Origin of the sequence: Streptomyces sp. NBC_00637 (genome assembly GCF_045161545.1) — a bacterium.
GTDB lineage: Bacteria > Actinomycetota > Actinomycetes > Streptomycetales > Streptomycetaceae > Streptomyces.
In genome coordinates this window covers 6,733,814-6,750,045 of record NZ_CP109046.1, presented here as the reverse complement: position 1 = coordinate 6,750,045, position 16,232 = coordinate 6,733,814, and the positions used below count along the sequence as shown (strand labels likewise).

Below are 16,232 nucleotides of genomic sequence, written 5' to 3'. Positions count from 1 at the left end.
GTGCTCGGTGACCGCACTGGTGACCGGGCCGTGCCGCGCGGTCGGCTGCCGTCCTTCGACGGTGGCCGTCAAGTTCTGCCAGCTCACCCGTGTCTGCGCGGAGATCGCTCCGCCATGGGTGACCAACCCCCCTTTCGAACCGGACGTGGATTCCTGGCCGCCCAGGGGCGGGCGGCCCACCGGACGAGAGGGACCAGACTCATGAGTTCCGTTCTGCAACCGGCGACATCGGGCCAGGATCTCGACAGCCCGTCGACCGTCGGCAAGTACCGGCCCATCTCCTCTCACCTGGCCATCACGCCACCGGTGAGCGTGGTCATCCCCGCGATGAACGAGGCCGAGAACCTTCCGTACGTGTTCAAGACCCTGCCGGACTGGATCCACGAAGTGGTCCTGGTCGACGGCAACTCCACCGACGACACCGTGCGGGTCGCGCGTGATCTGTGGCCCGGTGTCAAGGTCGTCGGACAGCAGGGCCGGGGCAAGGGCGACGCCCTGATCACCGGCTTCGCGGCGTGCAGCGGCGACATCATCGTGATGGTCGACGCGGACGGCTCGGCCGACGGCAACGAGATCGTGTCGTACGTGTCCGCCCTGGTCTCCGGCGCGGACTTCGCCAAGGGCTCGCGCTTCGCCAACGGCGGCGGCACCGACGACATGACCTTCATCCGATGGCTCGGCAACCGGGTTCTGTGCGCCATCGTCAACCGCAAGTTCGGCGCCCGCTACACCGACCTGTGCTACGGCTACAACGCGTTCTGGCGGCACTGCCTGGACAAGATCGAGCTCGACTGCACCGGCTTCGAGATCGAGACCCTGATCAACATCCGGGTCGTCAAGGCCGGGCTGAAGGTCCAGGAGATCCCCAGTCACGAGTACCTGCGCTACCACGGCGTCAGCAACCTGCGCGCCGTCCGTGACGGGCTGCGGGTCCTGCGGGTGATCCTCAGGGAGCGGTCCAACCGGCGTGCGCTGCGCCGTGCGGCCCGCCGCTCGCCGATGCTCGACTCGGTCCGGGGAGAGGTGTCTTGAGCACGATCGACGTCTCCGTCGTCATCTGTGTGTACACCGAGGACCGCTGGGAGGACATCCTCGCGGCGGTCGCCTCGGTGCGGGCACAGACCCACCCGGCCCTGGAGACCCTGCTCGTCGTCGACCACAACCCGACGCTCCTGGACCGGCTGAGGAGCGAGTACAAGGAGACCGGCGAGGTGCGGGTGCTGCCCAACGCGGGCCCGCGCGGTCTCTCGGCCGGCCGCAACACCGGCATCGCCGCCTCCCGGGGCGAGGTCGTCGCCTTCCTCGACGACGACGCCGTCGCCGAACGGGACTGGCTGCGCCGGTTCGCCGACCCGTACTCCGATCCCCGGGTCCTGGCCGTGGGCGGCAGGGCGGTACCGGTCTGGTCCTCCGGGCGGCGGCCCGACTGGTTCCCCGAGGAGTTCGACTGGGTGGTGGGCTGCTCCTACCGGGGCCTGGCGCCCGGCCGGGTCCGGGTACGCAACATCCTCGGCGGCAACGCCTCCTTCCGGCGTACCGCGTTCGAGTTCGTGGGCGGCTTCGCCACCGGCATCGGACGCGACGGCAACAAACGCCCGATGGGCGGCGAGGAGACGGATCTGTGCATCCGGCTCAGCCGCGCGAGACCCGACGCGATCCTGCTGATGGACGACCGCGCGGTGATCCACCACAAGGTGCCCGAGGCGCGTGAGCACTTCGGGTACTTCCGCACGCGCACCTACGCCGAAGGCCTGTCCAAGGCGCTGGTCGCGCGCAGCGTCGGCGCCGACAAGGGACTGGAGTCCGAACGCCGGTACGCCACCCGGGTGTTGCCGGCCGGTGTGGTCCGCGGACTGCGCGACCAATTGCTGGCCCGGCCCGGCGGGGCCCGGCGGGCGGCCGCGATCGTCGCCGGGGTGCTGACGGCGGCCGGCGGGTACCTGGTCGGCAGCATGCGGGCCCGGCGGGCGGGGACGACGTTCGCCGTGGTGCCGATTTCGGTGGACCAGGTGGAGCGGGCCGCGTGACCCCGGGGCGCGTGCCGATCCTCATGTACCACGCGGTGGCCGCCGATCCGAACGACGCCACCCGCACCCTCTCGGTCACGCCCGAGGCGTTCGCCGAGCAGATGGCGGTGCTCGCGGACCGGCGTCTGACCCCGCTCACCACCGCCGATCTCGCGACCCGTTGGCGGTCCGGCCGTCCGCTGCCGGAGCGCCCGGTCCTGATCACCTTCGACGACGGCTACGAGGGCGTGCACCGGCACGCCCTCCCGGCGCTGGCGAAGCACGGCTTCCCGGCCACCCTGTTCGTCACCACCGGCTGGATCCGGGGCGCCCACGACACCGGGGGCGCCCTGGACACCATGCTGGACTGGCCGCAGGTGCGCGAACTGGCGGACGGTGGCGTGGAGATCGGCGGCCACAGCCACACCCATCCGCAGCTCGACCAGCTCGGCGGCGCCCGGCTGCACGCCGAGCTCACCCGCTGCCGGGACATCACCGCCGACGAACTGGGCACCCCGCTCGCGTCGTTCGCCTATCCGTACGGCTACTCGAACCGCCGGGTGCGCGGGGCGGTACGCGAACACGGGTTCGCCCAGGCCGTCGCCGTGGGCAACTCCCTCGCCCATCGCGCCCAGGGGCCGTACGCCCTGCGCAGGGTGACGGTGCGGCGCGGCACGGACACCGCGGAGTTCGAGCGGCTCGTCGAAGGCCGGGCGATCGGCCGGACGTTCGCGAGGGACCGGGCACTCACCAAGGGGTACGCGATGGTGCGAGGGACCCGCCGGCTCCGGCGACCGGCCTGAGGGGTGGCTCCGAGGGGTGGCCCCGGCCGAGCCTGTCGGGGCCCCGCACGCACGGCGCGACCGGTTCGCCGCGTCCGGCGGATCCGACACACCGGGCGTACCTCGCGCACTGCGGAAACCGGGTGCGGACGAGGCTCTTGTGCCGGATCATGGCGGCATGTCCGCACCCCCGCACGACGCACTGCCGATCCGGCTCAACGTCGACGACTCCGACTCCCCGTCCGATGTCGTCGACGCGCTGTTCCTCGGCCGCTTCGCGACGGGCGAGCAGCCGTACTCGCACGCGGTGAACATCGACCGCGTGCGCTCCGGCGCGACCCTGCTGCCGCCGCACGCCCGCGTGCTGCGCGTCGCCCGCGACGAGGACCGCAGCGCCACCCTGGCCGAGGGCGACGGCTGGACGCTGCTGGTCTCCCGCTGGAACCGCGGGGCCGACGTCACGGTCACCGCGACCACCGCCGAACTGGCCGCGCAGGTGCTCGACCAGGCCACCGACGGCGCGGCGGACGAGCCCGAACCGCAGCCGGAGAACGTGACCATGGGTTTCTGGTACGTCTCGCCGCGGCGCGGCCCGCACCGCACCACCCGGCAGATCTCCGCGGGCACCTGGGACGAGGTGCGCTCCAACTACACGGCGCCCGTCGCCGAGGCGATGGACGAGCTGATGGGGACGACCCCGCAGGACATCGCCGGCCGGCTGCTCCTGCTTCACGGCCCGCCCGGCACCGGCAAGACCTCGGCGCTGCGCACCCTGGCCCGCTCCTGGCGGGAGTGGTGCCAGGTGGACTGCGTCCTGGACCCCGAGCGGCTCTTCTCCGACGTCGGCTATCTGATGGACATCGCGATCGGCGAGGAGGACGGCACCGGCAAGGGCCGCTGGCGGCTGCTGCTCCTGGAGGACTGCGACGAGCTGATCCGCGGCGAGGCCAAGCACACGGCGGGCCAGGCCCTGTCCCGGCTGCTGAACCTCACCGACGGCCTCCTCGGCCAGGGCCGCAACGTCCTGGTCGGGGTCACGACCAACGAGGACCTGGAGCGCCTGCACCCCGCCGTCGTCCGCCCGGGCCGCTGTCTGGCCCGTATCGAGGTCGGCCCGCTGACCCGCCGGGAGTCCGTGGACTGGCTCGGTACAGAGGAAGGCGTCGGCCGCGAGGGGGCGACGCTCGCGGAGCTGTACGCCCTGCGCCGGGGCACCTCCCCGACCTCGCTGCCGGAACCCCGGGGGAGAACGGACGCGGGACTGTACCTGTAGGTGTTCTGATGGAGGTATGACGCTGTACGTCGGCACCTCCGGCTGGCAGTACAAGGACTGGAAGGGTGTCCTGTACCCGCCCGAGGTCCCCGTGCGGCGGTGGCTGGAGGAGTACACCGGGCACTTCGCCACCGTCGAGATCAACAACGCCTTCTACCGGCTGCCGTCGCGGGAGACCTTCGCGTCCTGGGCCGAGCGCGTCCCGGCGGACTTCGTGGTCGCGGTGAAGGCGAGCCGCTATCTGACCCACATCAAGCGGCTGAAGGACCCCGAGGAGCCGGTACGGCGCCTGATGACCCACGCGGCCGGCCTCGGCGACCGTCTCGGCCCGGTGCTGCTCCAGCTGCCGCCGACCCTGCGGGCCGACACCGGGCTGCTGGACGCCTGCCTGTCCTGCTTCCCGTCGGGTACGCGCGTCGCGGTGGAGCCTCGCCACGAGTCGTGGTGGACCCCCGAGGTGCGGGACGTGCTGCGGGCCCGGGGCGCGGCGCTGTGCTGGGCGGACGCCCGCTCCCGCCCGGTCACCCCGCTGTGGCGCACCACGGACTGGGGGTACGTCCGCTTCCACCAGGGCCGGGCCCACCCCTGGCCGCACTACGGCCGCCGTGCCCTGGAGACCTGGCTGGACCGCGTCGCGACGACCTGGGCGGCCGGGTCCGACGTCTACGCCTACTTCAACAACGACCCCGGCGGCGCGGCGGTGGAGAACGCGGCACTGTTCGGGCGGACGGCGGAGCGGGCGGGTCTGAAGGTGACCCGTACGCCGGGCGCGCTCGCCACCCACCGCTGAGCACCACCCACCGCTGAGCCCCGCACACCGTCGATCACCACGGCGTGCTGGTCACCGCAGGTCGCCGGTCACCGCCCGTAGGCCGCCCGCAGGGCGTCCCGCACGGCGGCCGACGCCTGTTCCTCGGTCAGTCCCAGCCGCAGCACCCGCTCGGCGTAGGCCTGTGCGGCGCCCGCCGCCTCCCGCTCCGCCGCCGGTCCGGCCGCAGCGACGAACGTGCCGTTGCGCCCCCGGGTCTCGATCACCCCGTCCCCCTCCAGGGCCCGGTACGCCTTGGCGACGGTGTTCGCGGCGAGGCCGAGCGACTCGGCCAGCCCGCGCACCGTCGGCAGCCGGTACCCGACCGGCAGCGCTCCCGACCGCGCCTGCTCGGCGATCTGCGCCCGCACCTGCTCGTAGGGCGCGGCGCTCTCATCGATGTGGATCTTCAAGGTCACGGCCCGATTGTCCCGCACCCACCGGGGAACGGAAGCGCGGACGGAGCCGAAAATGGGAGGCACCGGGGCGCCGCCCGACCGTAGCGTGCGCTCACATGACCGTCATCGTGCGCGACCTGCGCCCCGGGGCGCCCGCCGACATCGAGGGCTTCGTCCGGGTCCGGCACCGCGCCCTGCCCTACGTGTACTTCAGTCCGGCCTCCGTGCTGCACGGCCTCTCGCTGTCCCGCCCCGACGCCCACGCCCGCAAGCTGGTCGCCGTGGAGGACGGCGAGATCATCGGCACGGCCCAGGTGGGCCTGGCCCCGGACAGTCCGGAGCCCGGCCAGGGGTCCCTCAACGTGTACGTGGACCCCGCGCGCACCGGACGCGGCGCGGGCCGCCTGCTGGTGCGCACCGCCGAGGAGCATCTGGCGGCCCACGGGGCGGTGAAGCTGTTCTCCTGGGTCCTGGACGAGCCGGCTCACCGGGCTTTCGCCGGACGGCGCGGCTACCGGCCGAGCCGCTCCGCGCACTTCCTCCGGCTGGACCTGGCCCGCGCCACGCTGCCGCCGCTCCAGGCCCCACCGCCCGGCGTCGAGCTGCGCACGGCCGCCGACTTCGCCGACGACCCGCGCCCGTTGTTCGCCCTGGACGCGGAGGCGGGTTCGGACGAACCCGGCGACATCGCCACCGAGTTCACGGACTACGCGGCCTGGGTCGACGAGTACTGGAAGTATCCCCACCTGGACCGGGAGCTGACCTCGGTCGCCGTGGCCGACGGCCGCCCGGTCGCCTTCAGCGTGGCCCACACCGACGGCGCCGGCCGGTACAGCACCGGTATGACCGGCACCGCCCGCACCCGTCGCGGACTGGGCCTTGCCAAGCTCGTCAAGAACGACTCGCTGCACCGGGCCCGCGCGGCGGGGTACAAGCAGGCCTACACGGGCAACGACGCCGACAACGGGCCGATGCTCGCGATCAACAAGTGGTTCGGGTACGAGATCTGTGCGACGGAGGTACGTCATGTCCGTGAACTCGGCTGAGCCGGTGCGTGAGGTGGACGTCGTCCTCGTCAAGGGCGGGCGGACGAAGATCCGTTACGCGGCCGAGCTGCTGTCCGACGACGGCACCCGGATCACCGTGCGCGCCCCCTGGGCCGGTGACGCCGTACGCGACTTCGGCTTCGTCCGCTTCGAGGCGGGCGACGTGTTCACCGAGTACTACTGGCGGGACCGCTGGTACGCGGTGAAGGAGGTCCGCGACGCGGCGGGGGCTCTGAAGGGCTGGTACTGCGACGTCACCCGCCCGGCCACGCTGTCCGGCGGCGAACTGGTCGTCGAGGATCTCGACCTGGACCTGTGGCGCTCCGCCGACGGCACGGACGTACGGCGACTGGACGAGGACGAGTTCGAGGAGAGCGGGCTGGCGCGGCGGGACCCGGCGGCCGCGGCCGCCGCGGTGACCGCCCTGGACGAACTGGAGGGGTTCGCCACCGTCGAGGGCGGCCTGGAGTCACTGCTGGAGTGAGGGATCGCCGGCCTCTCACCCCGACGGTGAGGGGCCGCCGGCCCGGCGCCTCACGGCGCGTTCCCGCACCGCCGTCTCACACCGGCACCGCCCGGCACCGCCGTCTCACACCGTCGCCACCACCGCGTACCGCTCGTCCGCCACCGCCCCGCCCCACAGCCCCGGGTCCTGCGACAGCCGCTCCACGCGCGCGTGCCCGGTCAGCGGGGCAAGCAGGGCGGTGAGCCGGTCCGCCGGTATGCCGACCGGGGTGACGGTCCCCCATACGCCCTCGACCAGCACGAGCCGACCGCCGGGCCGCACCAGGCCGCGCCAGTGCCGCAGGACCCGGGCCGGGTCGGGCAGGGTCCACAGCACATGCCGCACGAGGAGGGTGTCGAAGCGCTGCTCCCCTACGGGCGGCGCCGCCGCGTCACCGAGGAGGAACACCGCGTCACGCCCGGCCAGTTTGGCGCGGGCCAGGTCGATCATGGCCGGGGACAGGTCGACCCCGGTCACCCGATGTCCCTGTTCGGCCGCGAGGAGCGACAGGCTGCCGGTGCCGCAGCCGAGGTCCAGGAGATCGCAGCCGTGCTCCGGCAGCCAGTCACGCAGCCGCCGGGCCCAGGCGGCGCGCACCCCGGGGTCCAGCAGACCGTGGTCCGGCTCCTCGTCGAAGGCGGCCGCCGCCGCGTCCCAGTCGACACCCGGCGCGATCGGTTCGTCACTCTTTCCACTCATGTGCCCAAGAGTGACACCCACCACTGACAATCGAATCGTGACAGCCGCCACTGACAGAAGGGGGGCCGATGAGGAACTCTCCCCCAAAGGGTCTACCTCCGTGACAACGCGGAACCCGGTAGCTCCTGAAGGAGGCAGCCATGCGCCGTACGACCGTGCAGAAGCCCCTGAAGAAGACGGACTCCCGCAGGACCCGCGACGAGGTGGACGAACGGCCTGCCGGACGCCCCGAGGTGCGCAAGGACATCGCACGCACCTGGTGGCCGGACGGCTGAGGGCCACCGCGTTCAGTCCAGCCGCTTGCGGTAGTGAACGCGGTCGTACGGTCCGTCCACACGGCGTTCCACGACCGTGTAGCCGTACTTCGGGTAGATCTCCTGGTTCTCCCACATCATCGCGTTGGTGTAGAGCCTGACCTCGGGCAGCCCCAGCGCACGCGCGTGTGCGTCCACGAAGCGCAGCAGCCGCCGCCCGACGCCCGTGCCGTGGGCGTCGGGACGGACGGCGATGCTGTCGAGGAACAGGTGGTCGGTGAACGCCTCGACCACCACGAGGCCGACCACCCCGCCGGTGAGCGGGTCGCCGGTCACGAACACCTTCCCCGCGGCGACGTCGGCCGCGTGGTCCGCCTCCATGGGTTGCGGCACCTGCCCGATGCGCTCGATGTAGTGCGCGTACGCCGCGTCCGTCACGGCCTTCACGGCCGGCACGTCGGCCGCCGTGGCGGGCCGGATCTCCTCGCTCGTCATGCTCCGAACGCTACCTACCTGATCCCCGGCTCAGCGCTTCCTTAAGGCGACCCTAAAGATCGTCACGGACCGCCCCGGGCAGGCGATTTCGCGGTTTCTTGGTTCCGGCACACATCAGGCCACCACCTGTTCCGGTTCCGAGGAGTTCCCCCATGCCCGCACGCCGCAAGGTGTCCGCCGTCGCCGCCGTCGCCTCCGTCGGGCTGCTCCCGGCGGCCCTGACCGTGTTGTCCGCCGCGCCCGCGGCCGCGCACGGGTCGATGGGCGATCCGGTCAGCCGGGTCGCCCAGTGCTACGCGGAGGGTCCGGAGAGCCCGAGGTCGGCCGCCTGCGGGGCCGCGGTCGCGGCAGGCGGGACCCAGGCGCTGTACGACTGGAACGGCATCCGCATCGGCGACGCGAACGGCCGCCACCAGGAGCTGATCCCGGACGGCAGGCTGTGCAGCGCGGGCAACGAGGAGTTCAAGGGCCTGGACCTGGCCCGCGCCGACTGGCCGGCGACGAGCGTCGGCGGCGGCTCGTACACCTTCAAGTACCGCGTGACCGCCCCGCACAAGGGCACCTTCAAGGTCTACCTCACCAAGGCCGGCTACGACCCGTCCGGACCCCTGGCCTGGTCCGACCTCGACCTCGGGCACCCGGTGGCGACGGCCACCGACCCGGTCGCGTCGGGCGGCTTCTACACCTTCTCCGGGACCCTGCCCGAGCGGTCGGGCAAGCACCTGCTGTACGCGATCTGGCAGCGCTCGGACAGCCCGGAGGCGTTCTACTCCTGCTCGGACGTCGCCTTCGCGGGCACGGGCGCCGGTACAGGCACGGCGACGGGAACCGGTACCGCGCCGTCCGCCTCCGCGCCCTCCGAGGAGCAGATCGAGGACGGTGCCGACAAGTCGACGGTCGAGCACCACGGTCACGGGGACGACGACGCCACCACGACGGCCGACCCGACGACCGACCCCACCACCGGGCCCTCCGCCGCGGCCGGGCCCTCCGCCGCGGCCGAGCCGTCCGTCGCGGCCGACGGGCCGAGGGCGGCCGGTGTCGGCTCGGGTTCGGGCGAGAGCCTCGCCGAGACCGGCGGCGACGGCAACGCCCCCTCTCTCGCGGTGGGCGGCGCGGCCGTCCTGGCGCTGGGCGCGGCACTGCTGTTCGGGTCCGTGCGCAGGCGGGCGGTGAGCGGCGGACGGCACGGCCGCTGAGCCGCCGTCCCCTCGGCACTTATCAAGGCTCCGGGGCCTGACCGGCGGCTCAGGTCGGACAGGCCCCGGCGGATCACCTGCGCGTCAGCTGAAGACGGACGCGCAGGTGGTGGCGGTGGCGTGGGCCGGGTCGAGCGCGTTGGCCACTTCGTGGAAGGCGATCCGGTCGAGCAGACCGATCGCCACGTGCTCGGAGATGTCCACCGGGCACAGGTCCTGGAGCAGGACGTTGTGCACGTCGGATCCGCTGAGGTACTGGGTGCGCCACGGCGTGACGACCTCGTCGTACTTGGTCGCGATGACGGTGTAGCGGACGCCCGCGACGGTGTCGCCGCCCGCGTTGAGTTTGGTCAGGAAGGCCGATCCGGCGACCTGGTCGGCGAGGCCGGGGGTGGCGGCCGAGAGCAGGTCCTGCGCGCCCGGGAAGTAGGGCAGCAGGTTGGCGAGTCCGCTCAGCGTGGTGCCGTGGTTGTCGGGGGCGATGCCGACGAGCGCGTTGACCTTGGCGGCTCCGCCGAGGAACTTCAGGTAGTAGCGCGGCATCAGGCCGCCCTGTGAGTGGCCGACGAGGTCGGCCTCGCCGGCGCCGGTCGCGGCGAGCACCTTGTCGACGAAGGCCGAGAGCTGGGCGGCCGACTTGTCGATGGGGCCGAGGCCGTTGAAGAGCGGGACGCCCGGCAGCTGGCCGTAGTCGACGGAGAAGACGCAGTAGCCGCGGACCGTGAGATAGGGGGCGAGGGCCAGCCAGTTGTCGACGGAGTTGCCGAAGGTGCCGTGCACGAGGACGACGGGGCGGGGGTGGGCGGCGGAGGGCTTGCAGCGGTAGTCGTTCCAGCCGCTCGACGAGGCGGTGGCGGTGGAGTCGGCGTGGGCGGCGGTGGCGGGGACGGTGGCGGCCGCGGCGGCCAGCAGCAGTGCGGCGAGGGGTCTGAGCGCGCGTTTCCAGGGCAGCATCGGGTGATCTCCTTGCGGCTCAAGGGAGGTGCGATGGCCTTACGCCCTGTGACCCGGATCACGAGGATGCTGTTCACTCGTCAAGTTACGGGCGAGTAGCTGAACTGTGAAGTTACGCGTCGGTAAAAACTTCCAGTGATAACCACCGCGGCCCTGGATCACTGATATGCCGTCACCAAACGGGCCGAAGGGGACCGTGGGGGGCAATACGCGACAACCGATCGCACAGAACCCGCACTTCACCCTCGCCGAGCACCGCGGCCCAGGCCCGCACCGCATCGGCGGCCGCCTCCTCCGCCGCCCGGGTGCACTCCCAACCGCGCTCGGTGAGCACGATCAACCGGGCCCGCGCATCCCCGGGATGCGGTCGGCGCTCGACATACCCCTTCCGCACGAGCTCCTCGACGAGCTGACTGGCCGCCTGCTTGGTGACCCCGAGGTGCGCGCCCAGCTCGGTGACCGTGGCGCCGTCCGGGGCGAGCCGGGTGAAGGCGAAGCCGTAGGCGGGCCGCCCTTCGAACCCGCGGGCGACGACGCCGTCGTTGATGCGCCGGGTGAGCTCACCCGCGGTGGCGAGCAGGGCGGCGCTCAGGGCAAGGGCTTCGGAGTTCTGCACCTCCGCATTGAAACATCCTTGACAGGTTGGTCAAGCAGCTTGACTATAGGCAAACATAGTCAAGCCGCTTGACCATTTGTCGAGCGGTCGGCAGAAACCGAAACCGGCAGGAGACACCCATGCCCGTCGTCCGTTCGTCCGACGCCGTCACCCACGAGATCCACGGCGCCCGCTTCGTCTCGTACGCGACCCCCCTCACCGGCAGCAAGGAGCTGTGCGCCTGGAGAGGCGAGATCCCCGCCGGGACGAAGGCGCCCGCACACACCGTCAACCGGGAGGAGATCTTCCATCTGCTCGTCGGCGAGCTGATCCTCACGCTCGACGGCCGCGCCGAGCGGATCAGGGCCGGCGACACGGTGATCGTCAACCCCGGGGCCACCCTGGCCGTCGAGAATCCGACCGACCACACCGCGCTCTCGTGGGTCACCACGTCCATCGGCCTGGAGGCGGAGCTGGCCGACGGGACCCGGATCACTCCCCCGTGGGCCAACTGATCCCGTTCCGGGTGCCGTTCGCTCACGCCGCCAGCGTCCCGGGCTTCAGCGCCCCCGGCCCGAACTTCGCCCGCACCCGGTCGGCCACCTCCTCGATCAGACGGACCTTCTCGTCCACGGGATCGAAGGTGAGCTGGTGGGAGGCCTGGTCGGCGGGGCCGAGGGCCTCGGCGCGCAGGACGATCGCGCGGACCCGGGCGCGCTGGAGACCGAGCGCCTCGTACAGGCCGTACGCCGTTCTCGTCAGGGCCGCCGAGTGCGCGGTGGGCTCCTGGAGGGTGCGGCTGCGGGTGGTGGAGGAGCGGTCGGCGTAGCGCACGGTGAGGGTCAGGGTGCGGCAGACCTTCTCCACGGCCCGCAGCCGGGCGCCCAGTTCCCCGGCGGCCGACAGGAGCGCGCGGCGATGCCGGTCGGGGTCCAGCTCGTCGCGTCCGAAGGGACGTTCCGTGGCCAATGAGCGGGACACGGCGTTCGGCACGACCCGGCCGCGGTCGACGCCGTTCGCCTTCTCGTGCAGGTCCCGGCCCGCCTTCGCGCCGACCAGGCGCTGGAGCGTGGACAGGGGGGCGGCGGCGACCCGGCCGAGGGTGTCGAGGCCGTACTCGCACAGGGTGCGGGCGGTCGCCGTACCGACACCGGGCAGCGCGACGACGGGCCTCTCGGCGAGGAACTCCCGCACCCCGTCCTCGGGGACCGCGCACGTCACCCCGGGCCGGGCGCCCCGCAGCGCCATGCGGGCCGACATCGGGCCGGGGCCCGCGCCGATCACGCAGTCGACCCCGTGCAGCGCGAGCGCGCGCACCCTGATCACCGACGCCAGCTCGACCGCGGTGCGCCCGAAGTACCGTTCGGCGCCGCGCAGATCGGCCAGCGCCCCGTCCGGCGGCAACGCCTCGACGACCGGCGTGAACTCCTCCAGCAGCCCGAGCAGCGCCGGCAGGGCGGCCTCGCCCGTGGAGGACAGCTGGAAACGTACGCAGAGGATGGTCATCCCGCACTCCCCGGACTCCGGTGCCACAACTTCCTTCCCACCGCGGGCCCTTCGCCCGCGGGGCGCAGATCGGCCCAGGGGTGCATCTCGTACCCCGTGGGCATGCGGATGCGACGCCGTTCCATCGCGTCCTGGGCGGCCGAGCCCGCCGGTGCGGGCAGCCCGTCCGAACCGGCGAGCCGACTGCGCGCCGGGCCGTCGCCGTCGACACCCGCCTCGGAGGCCCCCGCCTCGGAGGCCCCTGGCTCAGGGGCACCCGCGTCCGGGGCCCCGGGGTCGGCCAGCCGGGCCGCGACCCCTTCCAGCCCCTCGTCCCGGCGCACCTCCAGCAGTTCGGCGAGGTTCCAGACGGCGGCGCCCACCACGCTGAGGCTGCGCGGGCCGCGCCGCTGCACCACTCCGCGCACCAGCAGCAGCCAGGAGTGGAAGACGGTGTGCGCGCAGGCGTCGTGGGAGTCGTCGAAGAAGGCGAGGTCGACCAGGCCGGTGCCGTCGTCCAGGGTGGTGAAGATGACCCGCTTGCCGGACCGGATCGGCGGGGTCTGGGTGGCCGCCTTGGCGCCCGCCACGAGAACCGTCTCGCCGTGCCGGGTCTCGCGCAGCCGGCGCGCCGACAGCACGCCCAGTTCGTCGAGGAAACCGCGGTGGTCGTCCATCAGATGGCGTGAGGCGTCCATGGACAGCACGCCCAGTTCGGCGCTGAGCTTCTCGGCAGAGGACAGGTCCGGCAGCCCGGCCGGGGTGGTCTTCCGCCCGCCGGCCAGGGGGAGTTGGCCGCCGCCCGCGCCCCGGGCGCCCCGGTGCAGCTCGGTCAGGTGCAGTTGCAGATCACGCCGGTTGGCGCCGAACGCGTCCAGTGCGCCGACCTGCGCGAGCCGCGCGGCGAGCGGGCGGCTCGGCCGCGCCCGTTCCCAGAAGTCCAGCAGTGAGGCGTACGGCTGCCCGTCCGCGATCCGTGCCGCCTCGGCCTCGGTGATGCCGTACACGTCGGACAGGGCGAGCCGCAGTCCCCAGGTCCCCGGACCCCCCGGGTTCTTCGGACCCCCCGGATCTGCCTCGCCCCCTGATTCGGAATCAGACACCAGTTCGATCCGATGGGCGACCGCCGACCTGTTCACGTCCAACGGCAGTACCGGCACCCCCCGCCGCCGCGCGTCCGCCAGCAGCAGCCGCTTCGGGTACATCCCGGGGTCGTGGGTGAGCAGCCCCGCGTAGAAGGCGGCCGGGTGGTGCGCCTTCAGCCACGCCGACTGGTACGTCGGCACGGCGAAGGCGACGGCGTGCGCCTTGCAGAAGCCGTACGAGCCGAACGCCTCGATGATCTCCCAGGTCCGCTGAATCGTTTCTGCGTCATATCCGCCGGCCGCCGCGTGCTGCGCGAACCACACCTTGATCCGGCCCTGCGACTCCGGGTCCGACAGCCCGCGCCTGATCCGGTCCGCCTCACCGCGCCCGCAGCCGGTCATGATGGCGACGATGTCGATGATCTGCTCGTGGAAGACCACGACCCCGTAGGTGCCACGCAGCGGCTCCGCCAGATCCGGGTGCGGATACCGGACCGGCGCCCGCCCGTGCCGCGCCTCGATGAACGGCCGCACCATGTCGGCGGCGACCGGACCGGGCCGGAAGAGGGAGATGTCGACGACGAGATCGTGGAAGGTGGCCGGCTGCAACCGCCCCACCAGGTCCCGCTGGCCCGGCGACTCGATCTGGAAACATCCCAGCGTCTCGGTCGACTGGATGAGCCGGTACGTCGCCGGGTCGCCGCCCTTCAGCGTGTCCAGGTCGATCCGCTCCCCCGTCGCCCGCGCCACCTCGCCCACCGCGTGCGCCATCGCCGACTGCATCCGCACGCCCAGCACGTCCAGCTTGAGCAGCCCGAGGTCCTCGACGTCGTCCTTGTCGAACTGGGCCATGGGGAACCCCTCGCCGCTGGTCGGCATGACCGGCGTGCGGGAGAGCAGGGAGGCGTCGGAGAGGAGCACCCCGCACGGATGCATGGCGACCCCGCGCGGGAGGGCGTCGAGGGACTCGACCAGCTCCCAGAGCCGTCCGTACCGCTCCTTCTCCCCCGCCAGCGACCTGAGTTCGGGCAGTTCCTCCAGCGCCGCCCGGGCGTCGCGCGCCCGGATGTGCGGGAAGGACTTGGCGATGCGGTCGATGTCGGCCGGATCCATGGACAGGGCCGCGCCGACGTCCCGGATCGCGTGGCGCACCCGGTACGTCTCCGGCATCGCGACCGTCGCGACCCGCTCGGTGCCGAACCTGCCGATGATCGCCCGGTAGACCTCCAGCCGGCGCGCGGACTCCACGTCGATGTCGATGTCGGGCAGCACGACCCGCTCCTTGGACAGGAAGCGCTCCATCAGCAGCCCGTGCTCGACGGGATCGGCGTTCGCGATGCCGAGCAGGTGGTTCACCAGCGATCCCGCGCCGGAACCGCGGGCCGCGACCCGGATGCCCATCCCCCGCACGTCGTCCACGACCTGGGCGACCGTCAGGAAGTACGAGGCGAAGCCGTGGTGGGCGATGATGTCCAGCTCCCGGTGCATCCGCTCCCAGTAGGCGCGCTTCCCGGAGTGACCGCGCAGCACCATCCCGGCCGCCGCCCGGGAGGCCAGCGTCCGCTGGGCGGTGCGGCGGCCCGCGCCGACGAGGTGCGGCTCGGGAAAGTGGACGGCGCCCATACCCAGGTCGTCCTCGGGGTCGACCAGGCACGCGGCGGCCGTCGCACGCGTCTGTTCCAGCAGGTGGTGCGCGGTGTCGCGCCGGTACCCCGCGGCCTCGACGATCCGCTCGGCCGCGCGCAGCATCGCGCCCGCGTCCTTGAGCCAGGCCTCCCCGGAGTCCAGTCCCTTCGCCGGGTCGACGGGGACCAGCCGCCGGGCGGCGTCCAGGACGTCCGCGACCGGGCCCTGACCGGGGTCGGCGTACCGGACGGCGTTGCTGAGGACGGGCCGGATCCGCTGCTCGGCGGCGAAGCCGACGGTGCGGGCGGCCAGCCGCAGGGAACCGGGTCCGGTGCCGGTGCGCCCGTGCCAGACGGCCTCCAGCCGCAGGGCGTCGCCGTACACCTCACGCCAGGGGACGAGGAGTTTCGCCGCGCGGTCCGGACGGCCCGCGGCGAGCGCGCGGCCGACGTCGGAGGCGGGGCCGAGCAGGACGGTCAGGCCGGCGCCGTGGTTCCCGGCCCAGGGCAGCAACGGGGTGCCCTCGCCCTCGTGGGCGGCCGTGACGATCCGGCACAGGTCGCCCCAGCCCCGGGCGCCGTCGCGGGCGAGGAAGGTGACGCGGGGTGTCGACTCGTCGATGAAGGCGCCGCCGCGCACGGGGGTGCGGCGCCTGTCCCGTCGTACGGACGCGTCGCCCGTCGGCCGCTCGGGGGGTGCCACCGCCAGGTCCACCCCGAACAGCGGACGCACGCCCGCCTTCGCGCAGGCCTTGGCGAAGCGGACCGAGCCGGCGAGGGTGTCGCGGTCGGTGAGGGCGAGGGCGTCCATGCCCCGTTCCGAGGCGCGCTCGGCCAGCCGCTCCGGGTGCGAGGCGCCGTAGCGCAGGGAGAACCCGGAGACGGTGTGCAGATGTGTGAACCCTGACATCCACACCTCCCACTAATCGAACATCAGTTCCCAACTCTCCCACCCCCACCATAGACCAATTTCCGAACATCTGTACGACAGCCGTTCGGGCGCCTCCCACCTGCGGAAACACC

At 72.7% G+C, this 16,232-nt stretch carries 17 protein-coding genes; 10 read left to right on the top strand and 7 right to left on the bottom strand.

The window, feature by feature from the left end:
- Positions 1-201 precede the first annotated feature (201 nt).
- From OG440_RS29660 to OG440_RS29640, 5 genes are all read left to right on the top strand, one after another.
- Positions 202-1,032, top strand: a complete 831-nt coding sequence (locus tag OG440_RS29660) for a glycosyltransferase family 2 protein (RefSeq protein WP_406009835.1) — start codon at positions 202-204, stop codon at positions 1,030-1,032.
- Positions 1,029-2,027, top strand: a complete 999-nt coding sequence (locus OG440_RS29655) for a glycosyltransferase family 2 protein (protein ID WP_406009834.1) — start codon at positions 1,029-1,031, stop codon at positions 2,025-2,027. Before OG440_RS29660 ends, OG440_RS29655 begins: the two co-directional genes overlap by 4 nt.
- Complete coding sequence (locus OG440_RS29650; RefSeq protein WP_406009833.1) at positions 2,024-2,809, top strand: polysaccharide deacetylase family protein; 786 nt, start codon at positions 2,024-2,026, stop codon at positions 2,807-2,809. Before OG440_RS29655 ends, OG440_RS29650 begins: the two co-directional genes overlap by 4 nt.
- A 157-nt stretch (positions 2,810-2,966) precedes the next feature.
- Positions 2,967-4,061, top strand: coding sequence for a DUF5925 domain-containing protein (locus OG440_RS29645; protein ID WP_406009832.1), 1,095 nt, complete (start codon positions 2,967-2,969; stop codon positions 4,059-4,061).
- A gap of 16 nt (positions 4,062-4,077) precedes the next feature.
- Positions 4,078-4,851 carry a DUF72 domain-containing protein gene (locus OG440_RS29640; protein ID WP_406009831.1) on the top strand — a complete coding sequence of 258 codons (774 nt, stop codon included), beginning with the start codon at positions 4,078-4,080 and terminating at the stop codon, positions 4,849-4,851.
- 68 nt (positions 4,852-4,919) lie between these two features.
- On the opposite strand, the gene OG440_RS29635 is transcribed toward OG440_RS29640, so the two are convergent.
- Positions 4,920-5,288, bottom strand: coding sequence for a GntR family transcriptional regulator (locus OG440_RS29635; protein WP_406009830.1), 369 nt, complete (start codon positions 5,286-5,288; stop codon positions 4,920-4,922).
- A 95-nt stretch (positions 5,289-5,383) separates the two neighbouring features.
- On the opposite strand from OG440_RS29635, the gene OG440_RS29630 reads away from it, so the two are divergent.
- Both OG440_RS29630 and OG440_RS29625 read left to right on the top strand, forming a co-directional pair.
- A complete protein-coding gene (locus tag OG440_RS29630) occupies positions 5,384-6,313 on the top strand; it encodes a GNAT family N-acetyltransferase (RefSeq protein ID WP_406009829.1) in 930 nt (309 codons plus the stop codon).
- Positions 6,294-6,797, top strand: a complete 504-nt coding sequence (locus tag OG440_RS29625) for a DUF402 domain-containing protein (protein WP_406009828.1) — start codon at positions 6,294-6,296, stop codon at positions 6,795-6,797. The genes OG440_RS29630 and OG440_RS29625 overlap by 20 nt, the downstream gene beginning before the upstream one ends.
- Positions 6,798-6,902: 105 nt before the next feature.
- Here the strand turns inward: OG440_RS29625 and OG440_RS29620 are convergent, their stop codons facing one another.
- Positions 6,903-7,517: a class I SAM-dependent methyltransferase gene (locus OG440_RS29620; protein ID WP_406009827.1), complete on the bottom strand. Its 615-nt coding sequence runs from the start codon at positions 7,515-7,517 to the stop codon at positions 6,903-6,905.
- 140 nt (positions 7,518-7,657) lie between these two features.
- Here OG440_RS29620 and OG440_RS29615 point away from each other — a divergent pair, with 140 nt between their 5' ends.
- Positions 7,658-7,792 carry a hypothetical protein gene (locus OG440_RS29615; RefSeq protein ID WP_406009826.1) on the top strand — a complete coding sequence of 45 codons (135 nt, stop codon included), beginning with the start codon at positions 7,658-7,660 and terminating at the stop codon, positions 7,790-7,792.
- 12 nt (positions 7,793-7,804) lie between these two features.
- Here OG440_RS29615 and OG440_RS29610 read toward each other — a convergent pair whose 3' ends face one another.
- Positions 7,805-8,266: a GNAT family N-acetyltransferase gene (locus OG440_RS29610; protein WP_406009825.1), complete on the bottom strand. Its 462-nt coding sequence runs from the start codon at positions 8,264-8,266 to the stop codon at positions 7,805-7,807.
- Positions 8,267-8,418: 152 nt separating this feature from the next.
- Here OG440_RS29610 and OG440_RS29605 point away from each other — a divergent pair, with 152 nt between their 5' ends.
- Complete coding sequence (locus tag OG440_RS29605) at positions 8,419-9,465, top strand: lytic polysaccharide monooxygenase (RefSeq protein WP_406009824.1); 1,047 nt, start codon at positions 8,419-8,421, stop codon at positions 9,463-9,465.
- Positions 9,466-9,549: 84 nt separating this feature from the next.
- Here OG440_RS29605 and OG440_RS29600 read toward each other — a convergent pair whose 3' ends face one another.
- Together OG440_RS29600 and OG440_RS29595 are read right to left on the bottom strand one after the other, a co-directional pair.
- On the bottom strand, positions 9,550-10,419 hold the full coding sequence (locus OG440_RS29600) for an esterase/lipase family protein (protein ID WP_406009823.1): 870 nt from the start codon (positions 10,417-10,419) through the stop codon (positions 9,550-9,552).
- 172 nt (positions 10,420-10,591) lie between these two features.
- A complete protein-coding gene (locus OG440_RS29595; RefSeq protein ID WP_406009822.1) occupies positions 10,592-11,035 on the bottom strand; it encodes a MarR family winged helix-turn-helix transcriptional regulator in 444 nt (147 codons plus the stop codon).
- 119 nt (positions 11,036-11,154) lie between these two features.
- Between OG440_RS29595 and OG440_RS29590 the strand changes: the two genes are divergently transcribed.
- Positions 11,155-11,529, top strand: a complete 375-nt coding sequence (locus OG440_RS29590; protein ID WP_406009821.1) for a cupin domain-containing protein — start codon at positions 11,155-11,157, stop codon at positions 11,527-11,529.
- A 22-nt stretch (positions 11,530-11,551) separates the two neighbouring features.
- Here the strand turns inward: OG440_RS29590 and OG440_RS29585 are convergent, their stop codons facing one another.
- A complete protein-coding gene (locus tag OG440_RS29585) occupies positions 11,552-12,520 on the bottom strand; it encodes a DNA polymerase thumb domain-containing protein (RefSeq protein ID WP_406009820.1) in 969 nt (322 codons plus the stop codon).
- On the bottom strand, positions 12,517-16,119 hold the full coding sequence (locus OG440_RS29580) for a DNA polymerase III subunit alpha (protein ID WP_406009819.1): 3,603 nt from the start codon (positions 16,117-16,119) through the stop codon (positions 12,517-12,519). Before OG440_RS29580 ends, OG440_RS29585 begins: the two co-directional genes overlap by 4 nt.
- Between the last annotated feature and the right edge of the window lie 113 nt (positions 16,120-16,232).

Excerpts from the sequence above, each read along its gene's own strand:
- OG440_RS29660 (WP_406009835.1), top strand. The coding sequence starts at position 202 with ATGAGTTCCGTTCTGCAACCGGCGACATCGGGCCAGGATCTCGACAGC.
- OG440_RS29645 (WP_406009832.1), top strand. The coding sequence starts at position 2,967 with ATGTCCGCACCCCCGCACGACGCACTGCCGATCCGGCTCAACGTCGAC.
- OG440_RS29640 (WP_406009831.1), top strand. The coding sequence starts at position 4,078 with ATGACGCTGTACGTCGGCACCTCCGGCTGGCAGTACAAGGACTGGAAG.
- OG440_RS29630 (WP_406009829.1), top strand. The coding sequence starts at position 5,384 with ATGACCGTCATCGTGCGCGACCTGCGCCCCGGGGCGCCCGCCGACATC.
- OG440_RS29625 (WP_406009828.1), top strand. The coding sequence starts at position 6,294 with ATGTCCGTGAACTCGGCTGAGCCGGTGCGTGAGGTGGACGTCGTCCTC.
- OG440_RS29620 (WP_406009827.1), bottom strand. The coding sequence starts at position 7,517 with ATGAGTGGAAAGAGTGACGAACCGATCGCGCCGGGTGTCGACTGGGAC.
- OG440_RS29615 (WP_406009826.1), top strand. The coding sequence starts at position 7,658 with ATGCGCCGTACGACCGTGCAGAAGCCCCTGAAGAAGACGGACTCCCGC.
- OG440_RS29610 (WP_406009825.1), bottom strand. The coding sequence starts at position 8,266 with ATGACGAGCGAGGAGATCCGGCCCGCCACGGCGGCCGACGTGCCGGCC.
- OG440_RS29605 (WP_406009824.1), top strand. The coding sequence starts at position 8,419 with ATGCCCGCACGCCGCAAGGTGTCCGCCGTCGCCGCCGTCGCCTCCGTC.
- OG440_RS29600 (WP_406009823.1), bottom strand. The coding sequence starts at position 10,419 with ATGCTGCCCTGGAAACGCGCGCTCAGACCCCTCGCCGCACTGCTGCTG.
- OG440_RS29590 (WP_406009821.1), top strand. The coding sequence starts at position 11,155 with ATGCCCGTCGTCCGTTCGTCCGACGCCGTCACCCACGAGATCCACGGC.
- OG440_RS29585 (WP_406009820.1), bottom strand. The coding sequence starts at position 12,520 with ATGACCATCCTCTGCGTACGTTTCCAGCTGTCCTCCACGGGCGAGGCC.
- OG440_RS29580 (WP_406009819.1), bottom strand. The coding sequence starts at position 16,119 with ATGTCAGGGTTCACACATCTGCACACCGTCTCCGGGTTCTCCCTGCGC.